Source organism: Emticicia sp. C21, assembly GCF_003418935.1.
In the GTDB taxonomy this organism is placed as follows: domain Bacteria; phylum Bacteroidota; class Bacteroidia; order Cytophagales; family Spirosomataceae; genus Emticicia.
This window is the reverse complement of record NZ_QVMT01000013.1, coordinates 151,314-173,103: the sequence shown is the minus strand read 5'-3', so window position 1 is coordinate 173,103 and position 21,790 is coordinate 151,314. Positions and strand designations below refer to the sequence as shown.

The following is a 21,790-nucleotide window of genomic DNA, read 5'->3' as shown; positions in this document are numbered from 1 at the left end:
TCCTAAAAATCAATTAACCTAAATAAAAGATTCTTGCATCTTAAAGCGAGAACAAGTGTCGTATTGTCATTTTTTTCATGTTTCAAGGAAATTTGTAAAATTTGACTATTTTTGTGGCGATACAATTAATCTGACCTAATGAAAAAAGTTTACCTAAGTGATTCGGGACCTAAAGTATCAGAAGCAATTTATGGTTTCTGGAGATGGAGTGATGAAGGACAAAGTACCACAACAAAAATTGAGAAAATAATTAATCTCTGTTTAGAATTAGGCATCAATACTTTCGACCACGCCGATGTCTATGGTAATAATACTATAGAGGAACATTTTGGTAAAATTATTAAAAGTAAATCGTTCAAGCGTGAAGATATCGTGTTATTTAGTAAATGCGGTATCAGACATTCTGATGATGGTTCTTTCGATTATTATGATACGTCCAGAGAGCATATTTTGAAGAGCGTAGATAATTCACTTAAAAGACTTAAAACCGATTACTTAGATATTTTTCTTTTACATCAAAGTGATTTCCTGGCAGACCCTGAACAAACTGCTATGGCATTAGCCCAGGTTGTTAATTCGGGTAAGGTAAATCATATTGGTGTAGCTAATTTTACAGTTTTCCAACATCAATTATTAGCTTCATATCTTACGATACCAATTGTAACTAATCATATTGAACTAAACTTGATGAATACGGCTGCTATTGAAGATGGCCGGATAGACTTCATCAAACAAAGTTTTAGTAAACCCTTGGCCTGGGCTCCTTTAGCAGGAGGAAGAATACTTAATGGTGATGATGAAAAGGCTGTTAATATAAGAGCCAAATTAGAAAAAATCGGAAACAGATATGATGCTAATATTGAGCAGACAGCTGTAGCCTGGTTAATGAAATTAGGTACATTACCTATTATCGGATCAATTTCTGAAAACCGGATCAGGAATGCGGCAAGTGCTACAGGAGTAAAACTAAACCATCAGGAGTGGTATGAAATTTATAATGTAGTATGTCCTCCAAGAAATACTGATATTTCGCATGAGTAAGTAAGTATCTTAAAATTATATTTTTAATCCATTACCAGGTCAACGCTTTGTAATGGATTTTTTATTTGATTTATTTATCTTTGTTAAATACAATCAAATACTTCATTCCCTGAACTATGAAATACTTATACTTCTTCATTTGTTTATTTTTAAGCGCTAGTATTTTTGCTCAAAAGAATAAATCAGGTGGTTTATTAAAGCCGGAACAGGCATTAATGGATATCCGTCATTATACAGTGGCCTTAGAAGTGAAACCAGTTACGCAAAGTATTAATGGTTATACAGAGATTGATTTGATAACCAGTAAGAGCACCGATGTACTTCTTTTTGATTTGGTAGAAAGTTTTACAATAGGTAAAGTCTGGGTAAATGGAAAGGAGGAGTTATTCAGGTTCGATAATGAATTAATCAGAATTTCATTGGCCTCACCCTTAGTGCCTGGAAAAGCAAAAGTTAAAATCCAATACGGAGGCAAACCAATTATTGCTTCTCGTCCACCTTGGTCAGGAGGTTTCACATGGGCTGCGGATACCACAGGTGCTTCATGGGTGTCTATTACCTGTCAGAGTCAAGGTGCAAAAATGTATTTCCCTTGTAAAGACCATCCAAGCGATGAACCAAATGAAGGTGCTGACCTGATTATAACTGTGCCGAAGGGTCTGGTAGTAGCTGGTCCTGGTCTTTTGCAAAGTCAGGTAACTAAAAAGGACAAAAGTACTTTTCACTGGAAAACCAATTATACCATCAATAATTACAGTATTCTCTTCAATGTCGGTAGATTTAAAGTGGTTTCAAGAAATTATACTACCATTGATGGACATACAGTACCCATGCAGTTTTATGTACTGGAAGAGCATGCTGATAAGGCCGAAAAACATTTGGATATTTTCGAAAGGATTGTTCGGACACAAGAGAAATACTTTGGAGAATACCCGTGGATAAAAGAGAAAATAGCTATTTGTGAAACCCCACACTTAGGGATGGAACACCAGACTATGAATGCGTATGGTAATAAATTCAGATACACCATGGTAGGAGGGAAAGAATTTGACTGGCTGATGCACCACGAATTTGGTCATGAATGGTGGGGCAATAAAGTAACGGGCATTGATTGGGCTGATATGTGGATTCAGGAAGGAATATGCTCGTTTGGTGATGCTATGTACACACTTGAACATGAAGGAGAAGAGGCATATCTGAAAAGAATGGAAAGAACAGGCCGTGCCACACAAAATAAATTACCGGTTGTATTGGGCGAACATATGAATGCCGATACGGTTTATCATGGCGATATTTATAGTAAAGGGGCATTTTTCATGCATACACTTCGCTATGTAATAGGGGATGATATTTTCTTTCCTGCTTTGAAAAAAATTGCTACAAGCCCTGAATACACTTATGATAATCTGGTGAATACTAATAATGTAGAGACTTTTTTTAGCAGAGAATCAAAACAGAATTTAAAACCTTTATTTGATTTTTATCTGCGTACAACAAAGAAACTAGAAGTAGATGTCAAGAGAACTGGTGATGAAGAGTATCAAATTACAACCCTTAATTACGCAGATACTTTACCTATTGATATTCAGTCAGATGGTCAGATTGAGCGAAAAATGATTAGCTCTATCCCCATAAAAGTCAAGAGTAAAACGACTCCTGTCATTGATCCGAAGACTTATTACCTTAAAAGAGTGATATATGAGTAATACTTTTTCAAAAACGTGTTGGAGGGAGTAGGTAAATCTGCTAATTTTGCATTTTAGAAACCTATCATGACAGAACAAATTCTTATTCTTGATTTCGGCTCGCAATTCACTCAATTAATTGCCCGAAGAGTTAGAGAACTTAATGTGTATTGCGAAATACATCCTTTCAATAAAATTCCAGCCATCACTTCCGAAATTAAAGGTATCATCCTTTCAGGTAGTCCATGTTCAGTGCGTGAAGAAGATGCTCCAATTGTTAATTGGCAAGACTTCCCGGCCGAAGTACCGGTTTTGGGTGTTTGCTATGGTGCCCAGATGATGGCACAGACAGGTGGTGGAGAAGTATTACCATCATCTATCAGAGAATATGGTCGTACGATTCTGAATAAAGTTGATAATCGATATGCCTTGTTTAAAGATGTAGCTGATAATACGCAAGTATGGATGTCACATAGTGATACTATCTCAAGTGCCCCTTCAGGTTCTGATATTATTGCCTCTACTGATACAGTAAAAGTAGCTGCTTTTAAACTCCATGATCAACCTCGATATGGTATTCAGTTTCACCCGGAGGTTACACATACACTACAGGGTAAAACTATTCTGAAAAATTTCGTGGTTGATATTTGCGAATGTTCTCAGAACTGGACACCTGATTCATTTGCAGAGGCATCAATCAAGGAATTGAAAGAGAAATTAGGGTCTGATAAAGTAATTATGGGCTTGTCTGGTGGTGTGGATTCGTCTGTGGCGGCTACTCTAATTCATCATGCCATTGGCAAAAATCTCTACTGTATTTTTGTAGACAATGGCCTTTTACGTAAAAATGAATTTGAAGAGGTTTTAGAATCATATAAAGGCTTAGGGTTAAATGTAATAGGTGTCGATGCTAAAGATCAATTCTATAAAGCCTTAGAGGGCTTAACAGACCCGGAAGCTAAACGTAAAGCCATTGGTAAAACTTTTATTGATGTTTTTGATGCTGAATCACATAAGGTTGAAGGAGCTGCCTGGCTAGGTCAGGGGACTATTTATCCTGATGTTATCGAATCTGTTTCAGTAAAAGGCCCTTCAGTAACCATTAAATCGCATCATAATGTAGGCGGGCTGCCAGATTTTATGAAGTTGAAAGTAGTTGAGCCATTAAGACTTCTATTTAAAGATGGTGTTCGCGAAGTTGGTAAATCTTTGGATATTCCTCAAAATATCCTTGGTCGTCATCCATTTCCGGGCCCAGGGTTAGCTATCCGTATTTTAGGTGATATTACTGCTGAAAAAGTACAGATTTTACAAGAAGTTGATGCTATATTTATCAATGCTTTAAAAGATAGTGGTTTGTACGATAAAGTATGGCAGGCAGGAGCTATCTTATTACCAGTACAAAGTGTTGGGGTAATGGGAGATGAAAGAACTTACGAAAAAGTGGTTGCGCTTCGTGCCGTTACCAGTGTTGACGGTATGACAGCTGATTGGGCACACTTGCCTTATGAATTCTTAGCTGATGTATCGAACGAAATCATTAATAGAGTAAAAGGGGTGAATAGAGTGGTATATGATATCAGTTCAAAACCACCGGCAACTATTGAATGGGAGTAGGATTTCAAGAATATTCATAAAGTAAAAAAGGCTCTTTCACCGAAAGAGCCTTTTTTACTTTATGAATATCTTCAAACACGATTTGAAAAATCGTGATACATTTTAATTAGCACTTATTTCTCCGAATTGTAATTTTTCCGGATTAGGTATTTTATCTGCTGTTTTGGCATCTGCTGGTTTCACTTCAGCTCCGGCTATAATTCCTTCTTTGGCTTTCCTGGCTTGAAATCGTCTTACTTCCAGCCAATTCGCAACTAAGAAATAACAGACCAAAAGGAAAAGAATAAAGAAACAAAGCTCTGTATTGCTGAAATAGAGTCTCGCCGAGTAAGTCATAACAGTTAATACAATGGTAACAGCATAAAGCGTAAATGATGCCTGCATATGTGTCAGATTGTTATCAATCAACAAATGGTGCATATGCATTCGGTCTGCTTTAAATGGAGATTTGCCTCTTAAAATACGTATTGAGAATACCCGAATAGTATCAAAAATCGGAACGACTAAAATTACAATGGCAATAATTGGGGCACTTACAAAAGAACTTGATGGATCCCAGGCATGTAATACGTTAAAATGAATGAATTTCACCGCAAGAACCGTAATGATATATCCAATAATCAACGAGCCGGTATCGCCCATGAAAATCTTATTATTCTGCGAGAAATTGAACCTTAGAAACCCTAACAAAGAGCCAGAAAGACATAGAGCCAAACAAGCCAATGAATAATGGTGGTTAATTAAGAACCAAAGTCCGAAACCACCGCTGGCAATCATACCAATACCTCCGGCCAGACCATCAATTCCATCAATCAGATTGAAGGCATTAATCATGGCAACAAATATAAAAATGGTAAGCCCGATACTAAGCAAATAAGGTATCTCACCGACACCAAAGATGCCGAACATATCAGAAATCCTTAAATCACAACCTACAACAACAATAGCCGAAGCAATAATCTGAATACCTATTTTTTTGGTAGGAGATAGAGCATATAAGTCATCTTTAATTCCTAAGAAGAAAAGAATGGTCATTCCGGCAAAAACTTTATGGAGCAAAATCCCCTCATCGCCAAAATTCCATATCATGTAGCCGATTAATATACCTGCAAAAATGGCAACGCCACCGAAAGTAGGTGTAGGGGTGCTGTGTGAACTTCTTTTAACCGGATTATCCATCAGGCCACGAAGACCGCTTATATTAATAATAACAGGTATTGAGCGCAGACTTATAAAGAGTGCGATAATAGCTGAAATAAGAATCTGGATGTTTTTATCAGGTATTAGTGATTCAAATGTGGGAAACATTAGATTTTGATTTAGAAAATACTTTTGGGGTATCTAATTTTACAAAATAAACACTTTTTTTTGTGTTTTTAGAAAAAAGTGAAATTCTTTTTGTTGAATTTTTTATCAAATGGTGATAATTCTTTCTCGAACGGCTTTGGCAGGGTTGCCCTGATATATCTGATAGGCATCAAGATTATGTGTGGCAACAGAATTTACAGACAGCACAGCATGTGAAAAACAGGTTACACCGGCACAAACAACAGCTCTGGAACCTATCCAAACACCATCTTTGAGTACAATATCATCAATAATAAGGTCAAACGTCTCTTTTTTATAATTATGGTTGCCAGAGAGTAATAAAGCACCTTGCGAAATACAAACATTATTGCCAATTCTGACTTTTCCTATATTATCTATCCAAACGCATTCACCTACCCAAACATTGTCTCCGATTTCTAAGTTCCATGGTGCTTTTATATTTACCATGGGTTTTATAGTTATACCTTTACCAATTTTTGCGCCAAAGAGTTTCAAAATGGCTACTTTAAGAGAAATTGGGAGCGGTAGATAAGAATTTATAAAAATACTGTTGGTAATAAACCATAAGATTGTTATCAAAGAACCTTTGGTAAGAGGCGATTCCTTATACCAGTCATTGTTATATTTTGATAAATCTGTTTTATTCATTGAGAAGTGGTTTTATGAAAAAGTAACAATGTGTATATTCAATTGTTGATTTTTAAATACTGCGTAGTTTATTAATTAATAGTCCACTTTTATATCTACCTTCCTCCAAACGCGGAGCAAGATATTCTTTAGTCGCTTCAAAATGTTTTTTATAGCTTTCTTTATCGCCCATTTCTACAATATTTGCCCATTCATGCACGGCCGTATGGAAAGCTAAATCTTCACCTCTGATACTTTTATCAAACAAAGCTGTTTTGATGGTTTCCTCTAACAAATCTTCGTTCATAAATAAATATTCGGCCATTCCTACTCTTAATTTGAATGGGGGAGTCTGACAGACGAGATTTTTATAAGGATTTGTCCCTAATCTATGCCAGGTATCAACCATTGCTAACAGACTTAAATGCGAATTTGGTTTATGTCCGGTATCCAGGCTTAAACTAAATTCACTCATGATTTTATCATCAAGCATCAAGGTTTCTTCTTTGTCTTTGAATACATGATCACGAGCAGTGTAAATGCGTCTGCGGAATTTTTTCTCATTTTCTTCAATCATCATCTCAAACAATTCCATCTCAGAATTGGCATACTTCCTCACATCTTTTCGAGCATAAGGATTCTGTAAAGCCAGACCCGAGTACACATGGAATTTATAGCTATAGATTCTTAAAGTCATAAGAAACTTTACATTATCCAAACCATTTGGGTGTAATGGATTTTCCCAGGGATATACTTTTCTATGCATGCAGGCGGTACCAATGCTTTCAAAGCCCACATGGGTAATTGCCTGAATATCAGCCATCATTTTGTCATGCTCGTGATAATCCTTTAATTCATGGATAATAGAGCCTATTTTACTGAAAACATTCACGGCCTCATCAAATGCCTGATTACTTGCCCGATGATTAATTATAACTAAAGTCTGAGTTTCCGGATTTACCCCAGGACCATATAAAGCATGACAGGTGACAATCTGAGTATCTTTCGGAAGATATTTTTCAAAGGCAGCTATTTCAGGAGTTTTTACAGAAGTTTGTCCGGCTACAATGGCTCCGAACTTAGTAGAACCACCACATTGTGCTACTACTTTTTCAATATTTTCGGCTTCAACAGAGTATAGTATAAAATCACAAAGGCGAGAAACTGCTATCCCATCTTTTAAAACTTCGATTCCAAAAGGGCTTAGTTCGGTTTGTAAACTTTCGTAATTTTGTGGGAGGTCACAACCAAAAACCTGAAAACCTGCTTTTGTCCACAATCGGGCAAACATTTTTCCCATATCTCCCAAACCAATAATTCCTATCTTCATTTCGTGCTTTTAATTAGGCGGTTCAGATTTATGCCATATTTTTGTGCGATTTTAGCAAAATCATACAAACTTTTCGTTTTTGCATAAATCGATTTACAAATTAACAACAAATCTGAATCAATAAGAACCCAATTTCTAAATTTTGCCCATGCGAACTATCCTGTTGCTACTCGTTTCAAATACATTTATGACCTTTGCCTGGTATGGCCACCTGAAAAGACCTGATTTGCCAATATGGAAAGCTATTGCCATCAGTTGGGGAATTGCCTTTTTTGAATATCTCTTCATGGTGCCTGCCAATAGAATTGGTTACGGACAATTTAATGCTTTTCAACTCAAAACTATTCAGGAGGCCATTACGCTTGTAGTCTTTGTCGTTTTTGCCGTTTTATATTTAAAAGAACCCCTTAAATGGAATTATTTAGTTGGTTTTGGACTGATATTTCTGGCTGTTTGGGTGGTTTTTAAGAAATGAAATTACTGAATATTTACCCCTTTAAAAAAGGTTCCCACTAGATTGGTAACCTTTTCTGATTCAACCTTATTAGTTGGTATTTGGAAGCCATTCCTGTCGTTTTTTGAAGGTTCCTACCATACTGGTAACCTTTTTGGACTTCACTTTCGTGGTTGGTAATTGGAAAAAATCGCTGTCCTAATCAAAAAGGTTCCTACCAGATTGGTAACTTTTCATGAAGCAGTCAGTTATGCCTTTGCCACTTGTATTCACTTTCTTTTCGCTTTCATCATGAAAATAGTTGTTATTTGGATTGAAATTCAAGCCTCGACGTTCTCAACTCAGCGTCTTCTAAATTTCTGACTTAGAATTGTGCTTTCAAAGCGTTTTACAGGTCTTTGATATAATCAGACTGTTTAGTGGTAATTATATACTGATTATGTTGTCTGGTACTAATATAGTTTTGTATAAACGTAGTGTTAGGTGATCAGGAATTGGGTAAATAGAAGTAAAGAAAAACACTTTCAATAATGTGTTTAAACAAAAAAAGGATTGCAAATTTCTTCGCAATCCTTTTTTTGAATGTCAGGCAGACTATTTTTCTGTCAAACCATATTTACCCACATACTTTTTATACAATCTCTTTTGTTTATCATCAAGGTCAATTTTCTTGCCTCTGATAAACGCTTGTTCAACTTTGCTCGTACGCATATCCAGAATGTCACCTGCAGAGACAACGATTGTTGCCAGTTTACCAACTTCTAAAGAGCCCACTTGCTTGTCGATTCCTAAGATTTTAGCATTGTTAAGCGTAATCATTTTCAGAGCATCCTCCTGTGCCATGCCAAAAGCAGCGGCTGTTCCAGCTACGAAAGGCAGGTTACGTGTGCGCCAGAATTCTTCTGTATAATACATACCCACAGTCAATCCTGCTTTCATTAATACATTTGGTAACTTGTAAGGATTCCATACATCATCATCCGTTGTATTTGGCAAGCGGTGTGTTCCATTCACAATTACCGGAATATTGTTTTCTTTCAAAAAATCAATCGCTAATTCAGCTTCTTCACCACCAACTACTACAATTTTAGAGATTTTGTATTGTTTCGCCAGTTTTACGGCTTCAATAATTTCTTTACCACTATTCACACGGATAAACAATTGTTTCGAACCATCAAATAAACCTTTTAATGCCTCTAATTGTGCATTTTTCGGGCTAGGGTTACTGATTTCAGCATAAGCAAGTCCCTCAGAGAAAAGTTGAGCCAATTCATTTTTTTGCTCCATATACTTTTCATTTTTCTTAATGGTAAACTTCAATTCTTCAAAACTGAATTGGCGGCTCACCAAAGCAGGGTAGTTTAACCAAACACCATCATCTTTTTTCAAAGCGGCATCTTCCCAGTTCCAGCCATCATATTCCATAATAGCCGATGTACCTGAAATAATACCACCTTCTGGGGTACTTTGGCCAATCAGTATACCATTTCCACGAAGCGTTGGAATAACTTCCGAATCTGTATTATGAGCAATCAATGCTCTCACATGCGGGTTGAATTGACCAGTTTCCTGATTATCTAAAGTGGCTCTTACCGAAGCAATTTCAACCAGACCTGCCAAAGCGGATGGAGCAATAATACCCGGATAAACCGATTTTCCTGCTACATTAATTGTTTCTGTAGCTGGTTTGTCATAATTCAATGAGGCATCGCCGATGGCAGTAATAACACCTTTATCGAAAACAACGACACCATTTTGAATGATTCGGCCGTCTCCCACGTGGATAGTGCCACCTACTAAGGCTATAGCTCTGGTTTGAGGTTGAGCAGGTGCCTGATTCTGGGCTTTAATCCCAAAACCTGCCAATGCTAACCCAAGAAGTATTATATATTTTTTCATTTGAAATCTTGTTTTGAACTGTATTTGCTTTGATTAATGCTTATTTTTTGTCTGAAGAGTTTGAATCCATCATTACCTCGCTTGACTCACCACGATTTTCGGTTACACCCATTTCCATGATTGTATCGCAGTGAATTTGTAGGTTGCGACGTGGCATTGGTCTTTGGGTTGGATTCCCTGCCGATTTCTCAGCCAACATTTTTAACATTAATCTATTACGTTCTTTTGCTACACTCAGGCGCATTTGGTCATCTTTCTCTGCATCAAAATAAACTGTACCATCCACTATAGTTTTTTCAGGACGCGCATAAATCGAAAGAGGATTGTTGTTCCATAATACAACGTCAGCATCTTTGCCTACCTTAATACTTCCTAAACGGTTGTCGAGATGCAGCATTTTAGCAGGATTCAGGGTTACCATTTTCCATGCATCTTCTTCTGAAACGCCACCATACAACACAGTTTTAGCGGCCTCCTGATTCAAACGACGAGCCATTTCAGCATCATCAGAGTTGATGGCAGTATTTACGCCCATTTTGGTTAAGATAGCTGCATTGTAAGGAATCGCTTCTTTTACTTCCATTTTGTAAGCCCACCAGTCAGAGAAGGTAGAAGCCGCAACACCATGATTTTTCATTTTGTCAGCTAGTTTATAACCTTCCAGAATGTGTGTAAAGGTATTGATATTGAAGTTGAAAGTTTCAGCTACTTTCATCATCATATTAATTTCAGACTGTACATAAGAGTGACAAGTGATGAAACGCTTTTTGTTCAGTATCTCAACCAAAGCATCTAACTCCAGGTCTTTCTTAGGCGGCGTAACACCATTTTTATTACTTAGACCATTGTAGGTTTTCCATGCTTTTTCATACTCTGTTGCTCTCTGGAACGCATCCATATAGATTTGCTCTACACCCATACGAGTAGCAGGGAAACGGGTAGTTTGTTGAGCACTGTTACCTTGTTTTACGTTTTCACCCAAGGCAAATTTGATGAAACCGTCAGCACCTTTGATTAACAGGTTATTTGGATTTTCACCCCATTTCAATTTAATCAAAGCTGATTGACCACCGATACAATCGGCAGAACCGTGTAATAATTGAGAAGAAGTTACACCGCCCGCTAATTGACGATAGATGTTAACGTCTTCTGAATTTACCACATCTTCTTGACGAACCTCTGCCGATACACTTTGTACCTCGTTGATTGAGAACAAGGCAATATGTGAGTGCTCATCAAAAATACCGTTTGTCAGGTGTTTACCAGTTCCATCGATAGTTTTAGCACCTGCAGGAGCAGAAAGGTTTTTACCAACCTGTGCAATTTTGCCGTCTCTAAGCAATACGTCTGTATTTTGTACAATACCTTCTTTTTCGTTAGTCCATACCGTAGCGTTTTTAATCAACATCGTTTCCTGTTGAGGCTTGGTTTCACTACCATAAGCTGTAAATGGGAATAATACTTTACCAATCTCCGCAGTTTTTGCTTTTGTGGTATCTTTCTTAGTAGTTTCTTTAGCTGCCTCTTTATAAATAGCCGACCATTTTACTTGTCTGCCATCTGGCAACACGCCTTCACCTTTGATATTTTTACCATCATAATAACCACTCAAACGCGTATCATTCGGGTCTCTTCTTTCCAGTTTAGTAGTGATAGTAAAGAGGTCCGATAATCTGGTAACTTTAGTCGCAATTTTTACTGTATCATTTGCCAATACCTGATATTCAGGTTTGTCAATTTTACCCGAGATATTCAGTTTCAAGCCTGTTTTATCACCAATTGTCAAATCATATACCCCTCTTACATCAGTAACATTCATATCGCTGATGATATATCTTTTACCCTGAATCCAGTTTTCGTAAATTACATTGTCTTTGCTGAAAAGATTATCAGAAGTGATAATGAAGTTGGCAACCATGCCTTTTTTAAGGCTTCCCAGCATATTATCAACTTTTAATAATTTAGCAGGAGCACTTGTCAAAGCCTCAAGAGCTTTGTTTTCTGGTAGACCATTTTCAATCGCTTTTCTCAGATTTGTCCAGAAATCAGTTTTGTTTCTCAAACCATTAGTTGTTAAAGCAAAGTTGATACCTGCTTTCGAAACATATCCGGCGTTGTATGGAGCCATTTCCCAATGTTTCATTTCAGTTAAAGAAACCTGTGAGGCATCAAATGGGTCTTCAACATCATAAGCAGTCGGGAAATTCAGAGGAAGAATCAATGGGCTACCTAATGCTTTGATTTCGTCCAGACGTTGGTATTCATCACCAATTCCTTTAAAAATATACTGAATACCAAATTCTTTGCCGATTTTATCACCTCTCAAAACGGCTAACTTATCAGTAGCTTCATAAATCTGTGGTAGGCCCTGAATCTCATTGAAAGCTTCTAACGAAAGGTTCCTTTCTTCTTTATTCCCACCTTTTTTATACCATTCAGCATCATAGTAAGTCTGGCGAAGCAATGCTACCGAACCCATCATAGAAACCGGATAAGTTTGCGTTGATGTACCTTTGCTTAGTGAATAATGAGCAGATGATTTTTCTTTAATTAATAAATCATGTTCTTTACCATCACCCAAAGCAACTAAAGCACCTGAACCACGCACAATACCATCAGCAATATGAACACCTGCTGCACCAAAACCGATTTTTCTCATTTCTTCGGCTTTTTGAGCATTAGCTTTAAATTCTTTACCTGCTTCTACTTCCGGCTTTACGGCCTGATTCCAGTCGTAAGCACCTTTTTTGCTGCTTTCCATTTGGCCACCACCAAAACCACCACGACCACCCTGTGGACGAACGATTTCCGGCATGCCATAATCTGAATAAATGTCAATCAGACCCGGGTAAATTCTTTTACCTTTTAGGTCATAAACTACAGTTCCGTTCGGAACTTTAAGGTCTTTGCCAACTGACTCGATAACGCCGTTTTTGATATAAATCATGGCGTTTTCAAGAACCGTTTGGGCGTCAACTACAATGGTTGCATTTTTAAAAGCATACTGTCCCGGACGTTCGTCATAAACGCCATTGCGGGGAAAAGTAACTTGTGAAAATGCTTGAATGTTGATGAGTAGAATGAAAAAACTGAGAAGGATTTTCTTCATGGATAGGTTTGTGATGTTTGGTTATTGATATTGCGAATTTGATAATTTTGCCTTAATAAACAAAACTATTAATACTTTTGCAGTTAGAATCGTCTAAATGTTATAAAAACGCTTTTAAAAGTGAAAATCAATAGACAGAGCGCAATCTCAAAATTTAACTTTTTTTCGACTGAAAGTACTCCGTTTTTGTTCATAATTGACTTTCAGGGAGAGAATTGTGTGGTAGAACCGCTTGACAGGATAGATCGTAAAGTGCTTAAGTTTTGGGTAAATGGGAAGACAAATGAAGTTTTTGAAACAGATGATTTTGAGGAAAAGGAAGAAGTAAGATTGGAAAAATTTCCAATAGAATTTGAGCAGTACGAAAAGGGTTTCGATTATGTGCAGAAGAATATTTTTCAGGGAAATAGTTTTTTGACTAATTTAACTTGTGAAACGCCTATCAGTTTGAATATTAACTTGTTGGAGGTTTTCAAACGAAGTCAGGCTAAATACAAATTCTGGTGGAATGACCAGTTTGTCTGCTTTTCACCTGAAATTTTTGTACAGATTGATGAAACAGGCAGGATTTCGTCTTTCCCGATGAAAGGGACAATAGATGCCTCTATACCCAATGCCGAAACTATTCTGCTAAACGACCGGAAGGAGTTTTACGAGCATACAACTATTGTCGATTTGATTCGGAATGATTTAAGCAGTGTGGCAGAAAAAGTATGGGTTGAGAAATTCAGGTATCTTGATAAGATAGAAACTCAGGATGGAAGCGAGCTATTACAATTAAGTTCGCAGATTAGCGGAATATTGCGTAATGATTGGCGAGAAAATTTAGGTGACATTTTATTCAGAATGTTGCCCGCGGGGTCAATTAGTGGTGCGCCTAAAGCCAAAACAGTTGAAATCATTCAAACAGCGGAAAAAGAAACTTATTTAAAGTCAGACACAGGAATAGACAAGAGAGGCTTTTATACCGGCATCTTCGGCATTTTTGATGGCAAAACTTTAGATGCCGGGGTAATGATTCGATTTATAGAACAAAAGCCTGATGGAAGTCTGACCTTTAAAAGTGGGGGTGGCATTACAGCTAATAGCCTTGCAGAAAAAGAATACGAAGAAATGATTCAGAAGATATATGTCCCTATTGTTCGAGACCATACAATTGCAAAACAGAAAATTGCACAATCTTGCTTACCATAACCAAAGGGTAAAGCAAAGCAGGAGGGATTTATTAGGAATAAATGAAAACCCAGATTTAGAAAAACTCATTCATATACCTGATTGGATAGGAGAGGGTATCTATCGGTGTCGGGTCAGTTATAAAGAGGAAATTGAGAAAATTGAGTTTTTTGAATATCATTTCAAGCATCCTAAAACTATTCAATTTGTAGAAGATACAAGCATTACCTATCCTTATAAATATGAAGACAGAAGTCAATTTCAGCAAGTTCTGGCACAAAACCCAAAGACAGATGATGTATTTATCTTGCATAATAGTTATCTGACAGATGCTACCTTTGCTAATATTGCTTTTTTTGATGGGCAGGATTGGCTAACACCAGATACACCATTATTAAAAGGTACAAAAAGACAATATTTGCTGGATAATAAAATCCTGAAAGAGGCAACAATTAAGGTTGAAGACTTGGAGCATTTCAAAAAACTATCGTTAATCAATGCTATGCGGGATTTGAATATCGTTTATGATTTCACTATACACATCAACCACCTTGTAATACATGGCAATCATTGAAAATCTTATTATTGGTGCAGGTCCATCAGGTTTGTCTATCGCAGGTAGGTTCAGTAAATCAGGTATACCTTTCGAAATAATAGAGAAATCAGATACCATTGGCATTGCCTGGAGAAGTCATTACGACCGATTGCATCTGCATACAGATAAAAAATATTCAGAATTACCGCATTTGCCCTTTCCAAAAGACTATCCAACCTTTGTGCCCAGAAATCAATACATTGCCTACCTTGACCAATATGTTAAGCATTTCAACATAAAACCTATTTTCAATCAGGAAGTAACTTCAATCAAGAAAAAAGGCAATAACTGGATAGTCCAAACTAAAGATGAAACCTTTGAAGCAAAAAATGTACTGGTAGCCACTGGCTATAACCGGGTGCCTAAAATACCAACTTTCAAAGGTCAGGAAGATTTTAAAGGCGAGATATTTCACTCAGAAAAATACAAAAACGGCAAACCCTACAAAGATAAGAGTGTGCTGGTAGTGGGATACGGCAACTCAGGTGCCGAAATAGCACTTGATTTATATGAAAGCGGTGCCATGACTTTTGTGTCAATCCGCAATCCGGTTAATATTATTAAAAGAGAATTTGCAGGTCGTTCAAGCCAAAGCCTGGCTATATTCTTTATTCGCTTTGGTAATACCTTTTATGATTTCATTGCCCGACAATTCAAGCGCCTGCTTCTCAAAGCAGCTAAAGGAACGGGTATACCGATTTCACCCCAGGCACCCTCTGAACAATTACGGACACAAGGTAAAGTAGCAGTAATTGATGTGGGGACATTGGCACAGATAAAAGCAGGCAATATAAAAGCAATGCCTGATATAAAAGAATTGACACCCAATGAAGTGGTATTTGTAAATGGTGAAAAACAACCCATTGATATTATCGTTATGGCAACAGGCTACCATGCACGGTTAGAGCAGATTGTTGAAAAAATAGCACCAATTCTCAATGAAAGAGGCTATCCCAAAGCCATGTGGTTTGATGAAGAACCTTATAAAGGCTTATATTTCGTAGGCTTTAATTTGCCTTTAACAGGTATCTTAAGAGATATCAATCTAAGCTCAGAGAAAATAGTCAATCATATTTTGAAAGGTAACTGACAAATCCCTGCCATCGTCATTTCAATGTTATTTTAATTCTCCCAATTATATAGACTTGCCTTTTAATAAATAATTGGCCAATTATTGGAGTGAATGCTTTCGTTTTTTTTATCCAGCGGTTAAATTAGTTGTTTGGTAGCAAAGTTATTGTCTTGACTATTAGCTACTTATGTGTACTCTACGCAATTAACTAAGCCATGAAAAAAAAACTTTACTTTCTTACTCTCCTTTTCTGCTATGGCGTATCTGCCCAGACTCCCAAACTTGTCTCTGATTTAATTGGGAATGCGTATCGACCCAATAAGCCCATGATTAATGTGAATGGTATTATATACTTTCGGGCAAATGATGGTGTATATGGAGAGGAACTTTGGAAAACTGACGGTACTTCTGCAGGTACGGTTATGATAAAAGATATTTATCCATCATCTAATGGAAGTCGCCTCAATTATTTCGCCAATATAGGGAATACTGTATATTTTGCTGCTTCTGACCCCGTTAATGGCAATGAGTTATGGAAAACAAGCGGTACCACGGCAAGTACTGTTCTTGTAAAAAATATCGTCCCTAATTCGGACGGCAGTTTCCCGCGTGAACTAAAAAACTTCAATAGTACACTCTATTTTTCCGCTAATAGCGGCGAGCTATGGAAATCTGATGGTACAGAAGCAGGTACAGTTCTGATAAAAGTCTTTCCGGTCAATAATACTATTCAAAGTATCATTCCAGGCATCAATACTTTATTCTTTACGGTGGATACACCGTCCGGGGCTCAGCAATTGTGGAAGACCAACGGTACAGAAGGAGGGACGATTATACTGAGAGAGTTTGTTTCTTCTACTTATGCACATATTACTTTCAATAATGAGCTATATTTTGCAGCAGATGATGGAATAAGTGGATCGGAACTCTGGAAATCTGATGGTACAATTGCCAATACCAAATTGGTAAAAGATATTAATGAAGGTCCGTTTGGCAGTGGGCCAGGTTATCTGACGGTCTTTAACGGATTCATTTATTTCTCAGTTTATGGCAATATTTATAAATCTAATGGAACAGAAGCAGGTACGACACCAGTTTCGAGTTTAGATGGTTATTACCTGACTAATGTAAACGGAGCACTGTATTTTGTCGATTTTGAGAATGAATATACAGTTTATAAGTATAATGGCACTACTTTCACCCTGCTCAGGAATTTTGCCAGATACGATAATGCAAGTCCCTACATTACATTTTTTGGTTTAGCAGACGGAAGTGTTTTTTTTACGGCAAAAGAGCAGGAACATGGTGATGAATTATGGAAGACAGACGGAACACCTGCAGGGACAGTTATAACACAAGATTTACGGCCAGGTATTCAGGGTAGTTTTCCGGGCAATTTCATCATCGACGATGGGAGTATTATTTATTTTTTAGCTAATGATGATAATACAGGTTTTGAAATCTGGAAGAAAGCCGGAAACGCAAATATGACTTTAGTCAAGGATGTCGAACCGAATAATTTCGATGGTAATCCATACAATTTAGCTAAGCTTAATAACTTCCTTTTTTTCGGCGCTACAGACCAATACAGCACCCATCTTTTTGCTGTAAATAATAATAATTCAAGTTCTTATGCTCAGAGCCTTCCTGGTAAAAATCCTTCAGATTTTCTGGCATTTAATAACCTGATGTACTTTAGTGGTGAGTATTTCAATGGGAGAGAATTGCTGATGTCGGATGGTGTCAATTCAACGCAGATAAAAGATATATATACTGGAACAGGTGGGGGAGGAATACAGAATAGCAGTAATCCTACGGAATTAACCGCCGTAGGCAGCAGTTTTTATTTTGCTGCTACAAATTTAGGTGATAGAGAGCTCTGGAAATCCAATGGTACCGACGTCGGAACTGTTCTCGTAAAGAATATCAATGCCACTGGCAATAGTTCACCTAATCACCTCATAGAGTTTAATGGTAATCTATACTTCTTTGCGAATGCAGGATCAGCAACGAATTTATATGAATCAGATGGGACAAGTGTAGGAACTGTCGCCATCGGCCCCAGTAATTATACAGTAGATCCCATTAATGGAGAAATAGCCAGAACTTCAACAAAACTATATGTACAAGCCTTTTCTTCTACCAGCGGAGAAGAATTATTTTACCTTGCCGGGAGTACTTTGACCTTATTGAAAGATATTAATGCCGGTTCATCCGGCGGTACACCGCTTAGCAGTAATCCATCTAATTTTACACCAGTCAGTGACAGGCTTTATTTTACTGCCGATGATGGAATAAATGGTACAGAACTCTGGAAAACAGATGGAACACTGGCAACTACAACCATAGTAAAGGATATTAAACCGGGTAATAGCTCTCCAAATATCAATAACCTCATTAAGTTTAATACAAACCTTTTTTTCTCAGCCGACGATGGGATTAACGGTCAGGAACTCTGGAAATCGGATGGAACACCGCAAGGAACATTAATGATAAAAGATATTGTTGAAGGCAATGGCAGCAGCAACCCAAAAAATTTCTGTGTGGTAGGCAATACACTTTATTTTAGTGCTTATCACCCAAGATTGGGTACTGAACTCTGGAAAACGGATGGCACGGCAGGAGGGACAGTACTCGTCTATAACCTGAACGATGAAAATGATTCAGAATTAAATGACGCCAACCCCACACAATTGATTAATATGAACGGGACATTATATTTCGCTGCCGATAATGGGTTAAATGGAAACGAACTATTCAATTATAAACCCTGTCCTTTAACTGGTTCTTTCAATCAATATACTTTTGCACCAAGTTATACTTATCATGCTGTTCAGACCATAGAAGCATATCACAAAATTACACAAGGGAGAACGTTGAATTATTTCGCAGGAAATTCGGTGCTGCTTACACCCGGCTTTAGTGTTTCCGCAAATGACGCGGTATCGACAAGAAACAATGTTTTTCGTGCAGAAGCCAGAGGGTGTAATTAATAAAATCTCACAACATAACTTGCAGATTGTCATGAAAAAATCTACTCAATTAGCTGTTCTATTGTGTTTTGTTTACTCCTGTGTCGCAGCACAAACTACCGCTGCCTTAGATAATTCCTTTTCAGGAAACGGATTATCAACAACAGACTTTTCAGGCTCTGATAGAGCTAATGCAATAGTTTTAGATAAAGAAAACGCGAGATTTGTAACTGTCGGCAAAACCGGAAGCAACGTAGCCATAGCTCGATATCTTATAGATGGTACATTAGATACCCGTTTTTCTGATGATGGAAAACAAACCATTGCGCTCCCTACTATCAGTGGGCCGGGAATAGCAGAAGCATTTGGCGTTGCTATTCAGGTTGATAATGTTGGTGATGAAAAAATAACTGTTGTGGGTACTACGCGTTCAACATCAAGTGGAACAGGCTATGAATATTTTATCGTAAGATATAAGGATAATGGTGATTTAGACCCAAATTTCAGTGGAGATGGCAAACTCGTTGAGGGTGAAAGCAGCACTGATATTTTTTATGGGGTAGCCATTGATAATCTGGGGAGAATAATTGCCGTCGGGCAAAGATACTCGGATGTGGGGAATCAGTTTTCTATCAGAAGATATTTGCCTAATGGAGATATAGATTTAAGTTTCTATGGTTCCACCTTTGGAAGTACCAATTATCCGGCTGGTATTGCTCGTGCAATATTACTTGCTCCCAATGGTAAAATAATTGTAACAGGGGAGTCTAATGGAGATTTTATGACCATCCGTTTGAATGAGGATGGTACTTTGGATAATAGCTTTAGTGGCGATGGTAGAGTTTCAACTAATTTGAGTGGCAGTACAGATTTTGTACGGGCTGCCACTTTACAAAAAGATGGGAAAATTGTTGTAGCCGGAGCAAGTTTAGTTAATGGCAAATATAATATTGGCATGGCTCGCTACCATATTGATGGAACGCCTGATGATGGATTTGGCATCGGTGGCGCGCTATATACCCCGGTAGGTCAGGGCCATGATTTTGCCAATGCAGTAGCCATTCAGGATGATGAAAAAATAGTGGTGGCAGGAACCACCCATATTAATGCGTATAGTTATGAAGTAGTAGAAATAGACGGAACACGCCATACGATTAATGTGCCTGCCAACGATGATATATTGGTAGCACGATTTAATACTTCTGGCTTTTTAGATGCTACTTTCTCAGGCGATGGACATACTAATATTTCTTTCACAGAGGGCATGAGTGAAGAGGGAAATGCTATGATTCTACAAAATGATAATAAAGTATTGGTCGCAGGAAAAAACAAAAATGGTAGCAATGATGATTTTGCTTTTTGCCGGTTGCATGGGCATTATCGATTTGAGAGCCTCACTAATAGGCTATACACTTCTTTCGGGAATTATGACGACAGAGCCTATGATATCGCTATTGACGCACAACGCAGAATAGTTATTGCAGGGTTTAGCTATAATGGATTAAGAAAAGTAATTGCTGTTGCCAGATATATGAAAGACGGCCGCTTAGACACTTCATTTGGAAATAATGGAAGAATGACCTATTACACAGGTGGCTATGATACTATTGCTTATGCGTTAACTATTCTTTCTGACGGAAAAATTCTTCTGGCTGGTACTATTTCAAATATAGACCCAAATGATAAAGACTTTTTTGTGATGAGGATTCTGGCCGATGGGAGTACTGATAATACTTTCGATGGAGATGGAATGGTTAAAATTAATCTGGTAGGTAATGATGAATGTAATTCGATGGTGCTTCAACCAGAGGGTAAAATTATTCTTTGTGGGAATGTCATCGATGTAAATGATGCGAGCAAATCAGTGGCATTAGTCAGATTAAATGCAAACGGCACCATAGATAATACTTTTGATACTGATGGGAAAGTGTATGTCACTAATGCCCCTGAAGGTAAAAATGCCCGTTCGGTAACAGTAAGTGCAGGGAAGATTTATGTTTGCGGCATAGGGAATGAGGGTGGGGGCTTTATTGCAATGAAATTTAATGATAATGGAAGTCTTGATAATTCTTTTGGAGGCGATGGCATTGTGAGCATCGGAGGATTATTGGCAGGGGCACAGGATATAGCTGTACAAGCTGACGGAAAAGTAATTTTGGGTGGAGCATTAGGGTCTGACATGGCTGTTGTGCGCCTGACAACAAGCGGAGCATTAGATAATACTTTTGCCGGTGACGGGATATTTACCATTAGTGCCCCGTCTTTTGCGGCTGTTCATTCTGTAATTTTACAAGCCGATGGTAAAATTTTAGCCGGTGGTAATTTTGTCGACCAACTTGGCAGGGGGGAGTTAACCTATTTCAATATAGAGCTTTTCAGAATAACAACTAATGGTGAATTCGATAAGAGTTTTGGAAACGAAGGAATATTTCTTTTTCCGAAATTAGGATATACTGACGATAGCTTTCAAAGTATGGTCCTAAATAATTCTGGAAGGGTTTATATTACTGGCCATTACTATAATGGCTATGATACAGATATGACTCTGGCTATTTTTGAACAATGCAAAGTTCCACTCATCACATTAACACACCCTGCTTATGATGTAAATATGGTGATAGTTCAACCCTACGAAGCTGCTACTATTGAAGCTACTAACTGGGTTGTTGGGACAGGAAAAGTCTTCTATAAAGCAAGTGATGGTATTCTTCTCATGCCAGGATTCAGAGCCGATGCCTCCACAGTTTTCAGGGCAGAGATAAATAAAACATGTAGTTTCGTTTATGACCCAGACGATCTATTACAAAATTGATGCTAAATCTATCTATTATCTTCTTTAAAAAGCTGCAAGCAAAGGATTTGACTTATACGTTTAAGCAATGATTTT

Annotated in this window: 14 protein-coding genes; 9 read left to right on the top strand and 5 right to left on the bottom strand. The window is 37.6% G+C overall.

Annotated features, from left to right (window positions below; genetic code table 11):
- Positions 1-138: 138 nt before the first annotated feature.
- The 3 genes from D0T08_RS23280 (at position 139) to guaA (ending at position 4,343) form a co-directional block, all read left to right on the top strand.
- The gene (locus tag D0T08_RS23280) at positions 139-1,041 is read left to right on the top strand and encodes an aldo/keto reductase family oxidoreductase (protein WP_116985156.1); all 903 of its coding nucleotides are present in this window, start codon (positions 139-141) and stop codon (positions 1,039-1,041) included.
- Positions 1,042-1,157: 116 nt separating this feature from the next.
- Complete coding sequence (locus D0T08_RS23275) at positions 1,158-2,747, top strand: M1 family metallopeptidase (RefSeq protein WP_116985155.1); 1,590 nt, start codon at positions 1,158-1,160, stop codon at positions 2,745-2,747.
- 66 nt (positions 2,748-2,813) lie between these two features.
- The gene (gene guaA / locus D0T08_RS23270; RefSeq protein ID WP_116985154.1) at positions 2,814-4,343 is read left to right on the top strand and encodes a glutamine-hydrolyzing GMP synthase; all 1,530 of its coding nucleotides are present in this window, start codon (positions 2,814-2,816) and stop codon (positions 4,341-4,343) included.
- A gap of 102 nt (positions 4,344-4,445) precedes the next feature.
- On the opposite strand, the gene D0T08_RS23265 is transcribed toward guaA, so the two are convergent.
- The 3 genes from D0T08_RS23265 to D0T08_RS23255 all read right to left on the bottom strand — a co-directional run bounded on the left by D0T08_RS23265 (position 4,446) and on the right by D0T08_RS23255 (position 7,629).
- The gene (locus D0T08_RS23265; protein WP_116985153.1) at positions 4,446-5,651 is read right to left on the bottom strand and encodes a glycosyltransferase family 4 protein; all 1,206 of its coding nucleotides are present in this window, start codon (positions 5,649-5,651) and stop codon (positions 4,446-4,448) included.
- 105 nt (positions 5,652-5,756) lie between these two features.
- The gene (locus D0T08_RS23260; protein WP_116985152.1) at positions 5,757-6,320 is read right to left on the bottom strand and encodes a WcaF family extracellular polysaccharide biosynthesis acetyltransferase; all 564 of its coding nucleotides are present in this window, start codon (positions 6,318-6,320) and stop codon (positions 5,757-5,759) included.
- Positions 6,321-6,372: 52 nt separating this feature from the next.
- Positions 6,373-7,629 carry a prephenate dehydrogenase gene (locus tag D0T08_RS23255; protein ID WP_116985151.1) on the bottom strand — a complete coding sequence of 419 codons (1,257 nt, stop codon included), beginning with the start codon at positions 7,627-7,629 and terminating at the stop codon, positions 6,373-6,375.
- Between the two features lie 148 nt (positions 7,630-7,777).
- Here D0T08_RS23255 and D0T08_RS23250 point away from each other — a divergent pair, with 148 nt between their 5' ends.
- Entirely contained in the window at positions 7,778-8,104 is a 327-nt protein-coding gene (locus D0T08_RS23250) for a DMT family protein (RefSeq protein WP_116985150.1), read from the top strand.
- 573 nt (positions 8,105-8,677) lie between these two features.
- On the opposite strand, the gene D0T08_RS23245 is transcribed toward D0T08_RS23250, so the two are convergent.
- Positions 8,678-9,982 carry an amidohydrolase family protein gene (locus D0T08_RS23245; RefSeq protein ID WP_116985149.1) on the bottom strand — a complete coding sequence of 435 codons (1,305 nt, stop codon included), beginning with the start codon at positions 9,980-9,982 and terminating at the stop codon, positions 8,678-8,680.
- A 40-nt stretch (positions 9,983-10,022) separates the two neighbouring features.
- Positions 10,023-13,091 (bottom strand): amidohydrolase family protein, encoded by a 3,069-nt coding sequence (locus tag D0T08_RS23240; protein WP_116985148.1) that lies wholly within the window; start codon positions 13,089-13,091, stop codon positions 10,023-10,025.
- 120 nt (positions 13,092-13,211) lie between these two features.
- Here D0T08_RS23240 and D0T08_RS23235 point away from each other — a divergent pair, with 120 nt between their 5' ends.
- The 5 genes from D0T08_RS23235 to D0T08_RS23215 all read left to right on the top strand — a co-directional run bounded on the left by D0T08_RS23235 (position 13,212) and on the right by D0T08_RS23215 (position 21,715).
- Positions 13,212-14,285 (top strand): aminodeoxychorismate synthase component I, encoded by a 1,074-nt coding sequence (locus D0T08_RS23235; protein WP_116985147.1) that lies wholly within the window; start codon positions 13,212-13,214, stop codon positions 14,283-14,285.
- On the top strand, positions 14,263-14,838 hold the full coding sequence (locus D0T08_RS23230; RefSeq protein ID WP_158561337.1) for an aminotransferase class IV: 576 nt from the start codon (positions 14,263-14,265) through the stop codon (positions 14,836-14,838). The genes D0T08_RS23235 and D0T08_RS23230 overlap by 23 nt, the downstream gene beginning before the upstream one ends.
- A complete protein-coding gene (locus D0T08_RS23225) occupies positions 14,825-15,949 on the top strand; it encodes an NAD(P)/FAD-dependent oxidoreductase (protein WP_229239034.1) in 1,125 nt (374 codons plus the stop codon). The genes D0T08_RS23230 and D0T08_RS23225 overlap by 14 nt, the downstream gene beginning before the upstream one ends.
- A 197-nt stretch (positions 15,950-16,146) precedes the next feature.
- The gene (locus D0T08_RS23220) at positions 16,147-18,924 is read left to right on the top strand and encodes an ELWxxDGT repeat protein (protein ID WP_116985145.1); all 2,778 of its coding nucleotides are present in this window, start codon (positions 16,147-16,149) and stop codon (positions 18,922-18,924) included.
- Positions 18,925-18,955: 31 nt separating this feature from the next.
- A complete protein-coding gene (locus D0T08_RS23215) occupies positions 18,956-21,715 on the top strand; it encodes a 3-coathanger stack domain-containing protein (RefSeq protein ID WP_158561336.1) in 2,760 nt (919 codons plus the stop codon).
- Positions 21,716-21,790: the final 75 nt, after the last annotated feature.

Coding starts and splice junctions, on each gene's coding strand:
- D0T08_RS23280 (WP_116985156.1), top strand. CDS start 139: ATGAAAAAAGTTTACCTAAGTGATTCGGGACCTAAAGTATCAGAAGCA.
- D0T08_RS23275 (WP_116985155.1), top strand. CDS start 1,158: ATGAAATACTTATACTTCTTCATTTGTTTATTTTTAAGCGCTAGTATT.
- guaA (WP_116985154.1), top strand. CDS start 2,814: ATGACAGAACAAATTCTTATTCTTGATTTCGGCTCGCAATTCACTCAA.
- D0T08_RS23265 (WP_116985153.1), bottom strand. CDS start 5,651: ATGTTTCCCACATTTGAATCACTAATACCTGATAAAAACATCCAGATT.
- D0T08_RS23260 (WP_116985152.1), bottom strand. CDS start 6,320: ATGAATAAAACAGATTTATCAAAATATAACAATGACTGGTATAAGGAA.
- D0T08_RS23255 (WP_116985151.1), bottom strand. CDS start 7,629: ATGAAGATAGGAATTATTGGTTTGGGAGATATGGGAAAAATGTTTGCC.
- D0T08_RS23250 (WP_116985150.1), top strand. CDS start 7,778: ATGCGAACTATCCTGTTGCTACTCGTTTCAAATACATTTATGACCTTT.
- D0T08_RS23245 (WP_116985149.1), bottom strand. CDS start 9,982: ATGAAAAAATATATAATACTTCTTGGGTTAGCATTGGCAGGTTTTGGG.
- D0T08_RS23240 (WP_116985148.1), bottom strand. CDS start 13,091: ATGAAGAAAATCCTTCTCAGTTTTTTCATTCTACTCATCAACATTCAA.
- D0T08_RS23225 (WP_229239034.1), top strand. CDS start 14,825: ATGGCAATCATTGAAAATCTTATTATTGGTGCAGGTCCATCAGGTTTG.
- D0T08_RS23220 (WP_116985145.1), top strand. CDS start 16,147: ATGAAAAAAAAACTTTACTTTCTTACTCTCCTTTTCTGCTATGGCGTA.
- D0T08_RS23215 (WP_158561336.1), top strand. CDS start 18,956: ATGAAAAAATCTACTCAATTAGCTGTTCTATTGTGTTTTGTTTACTCC.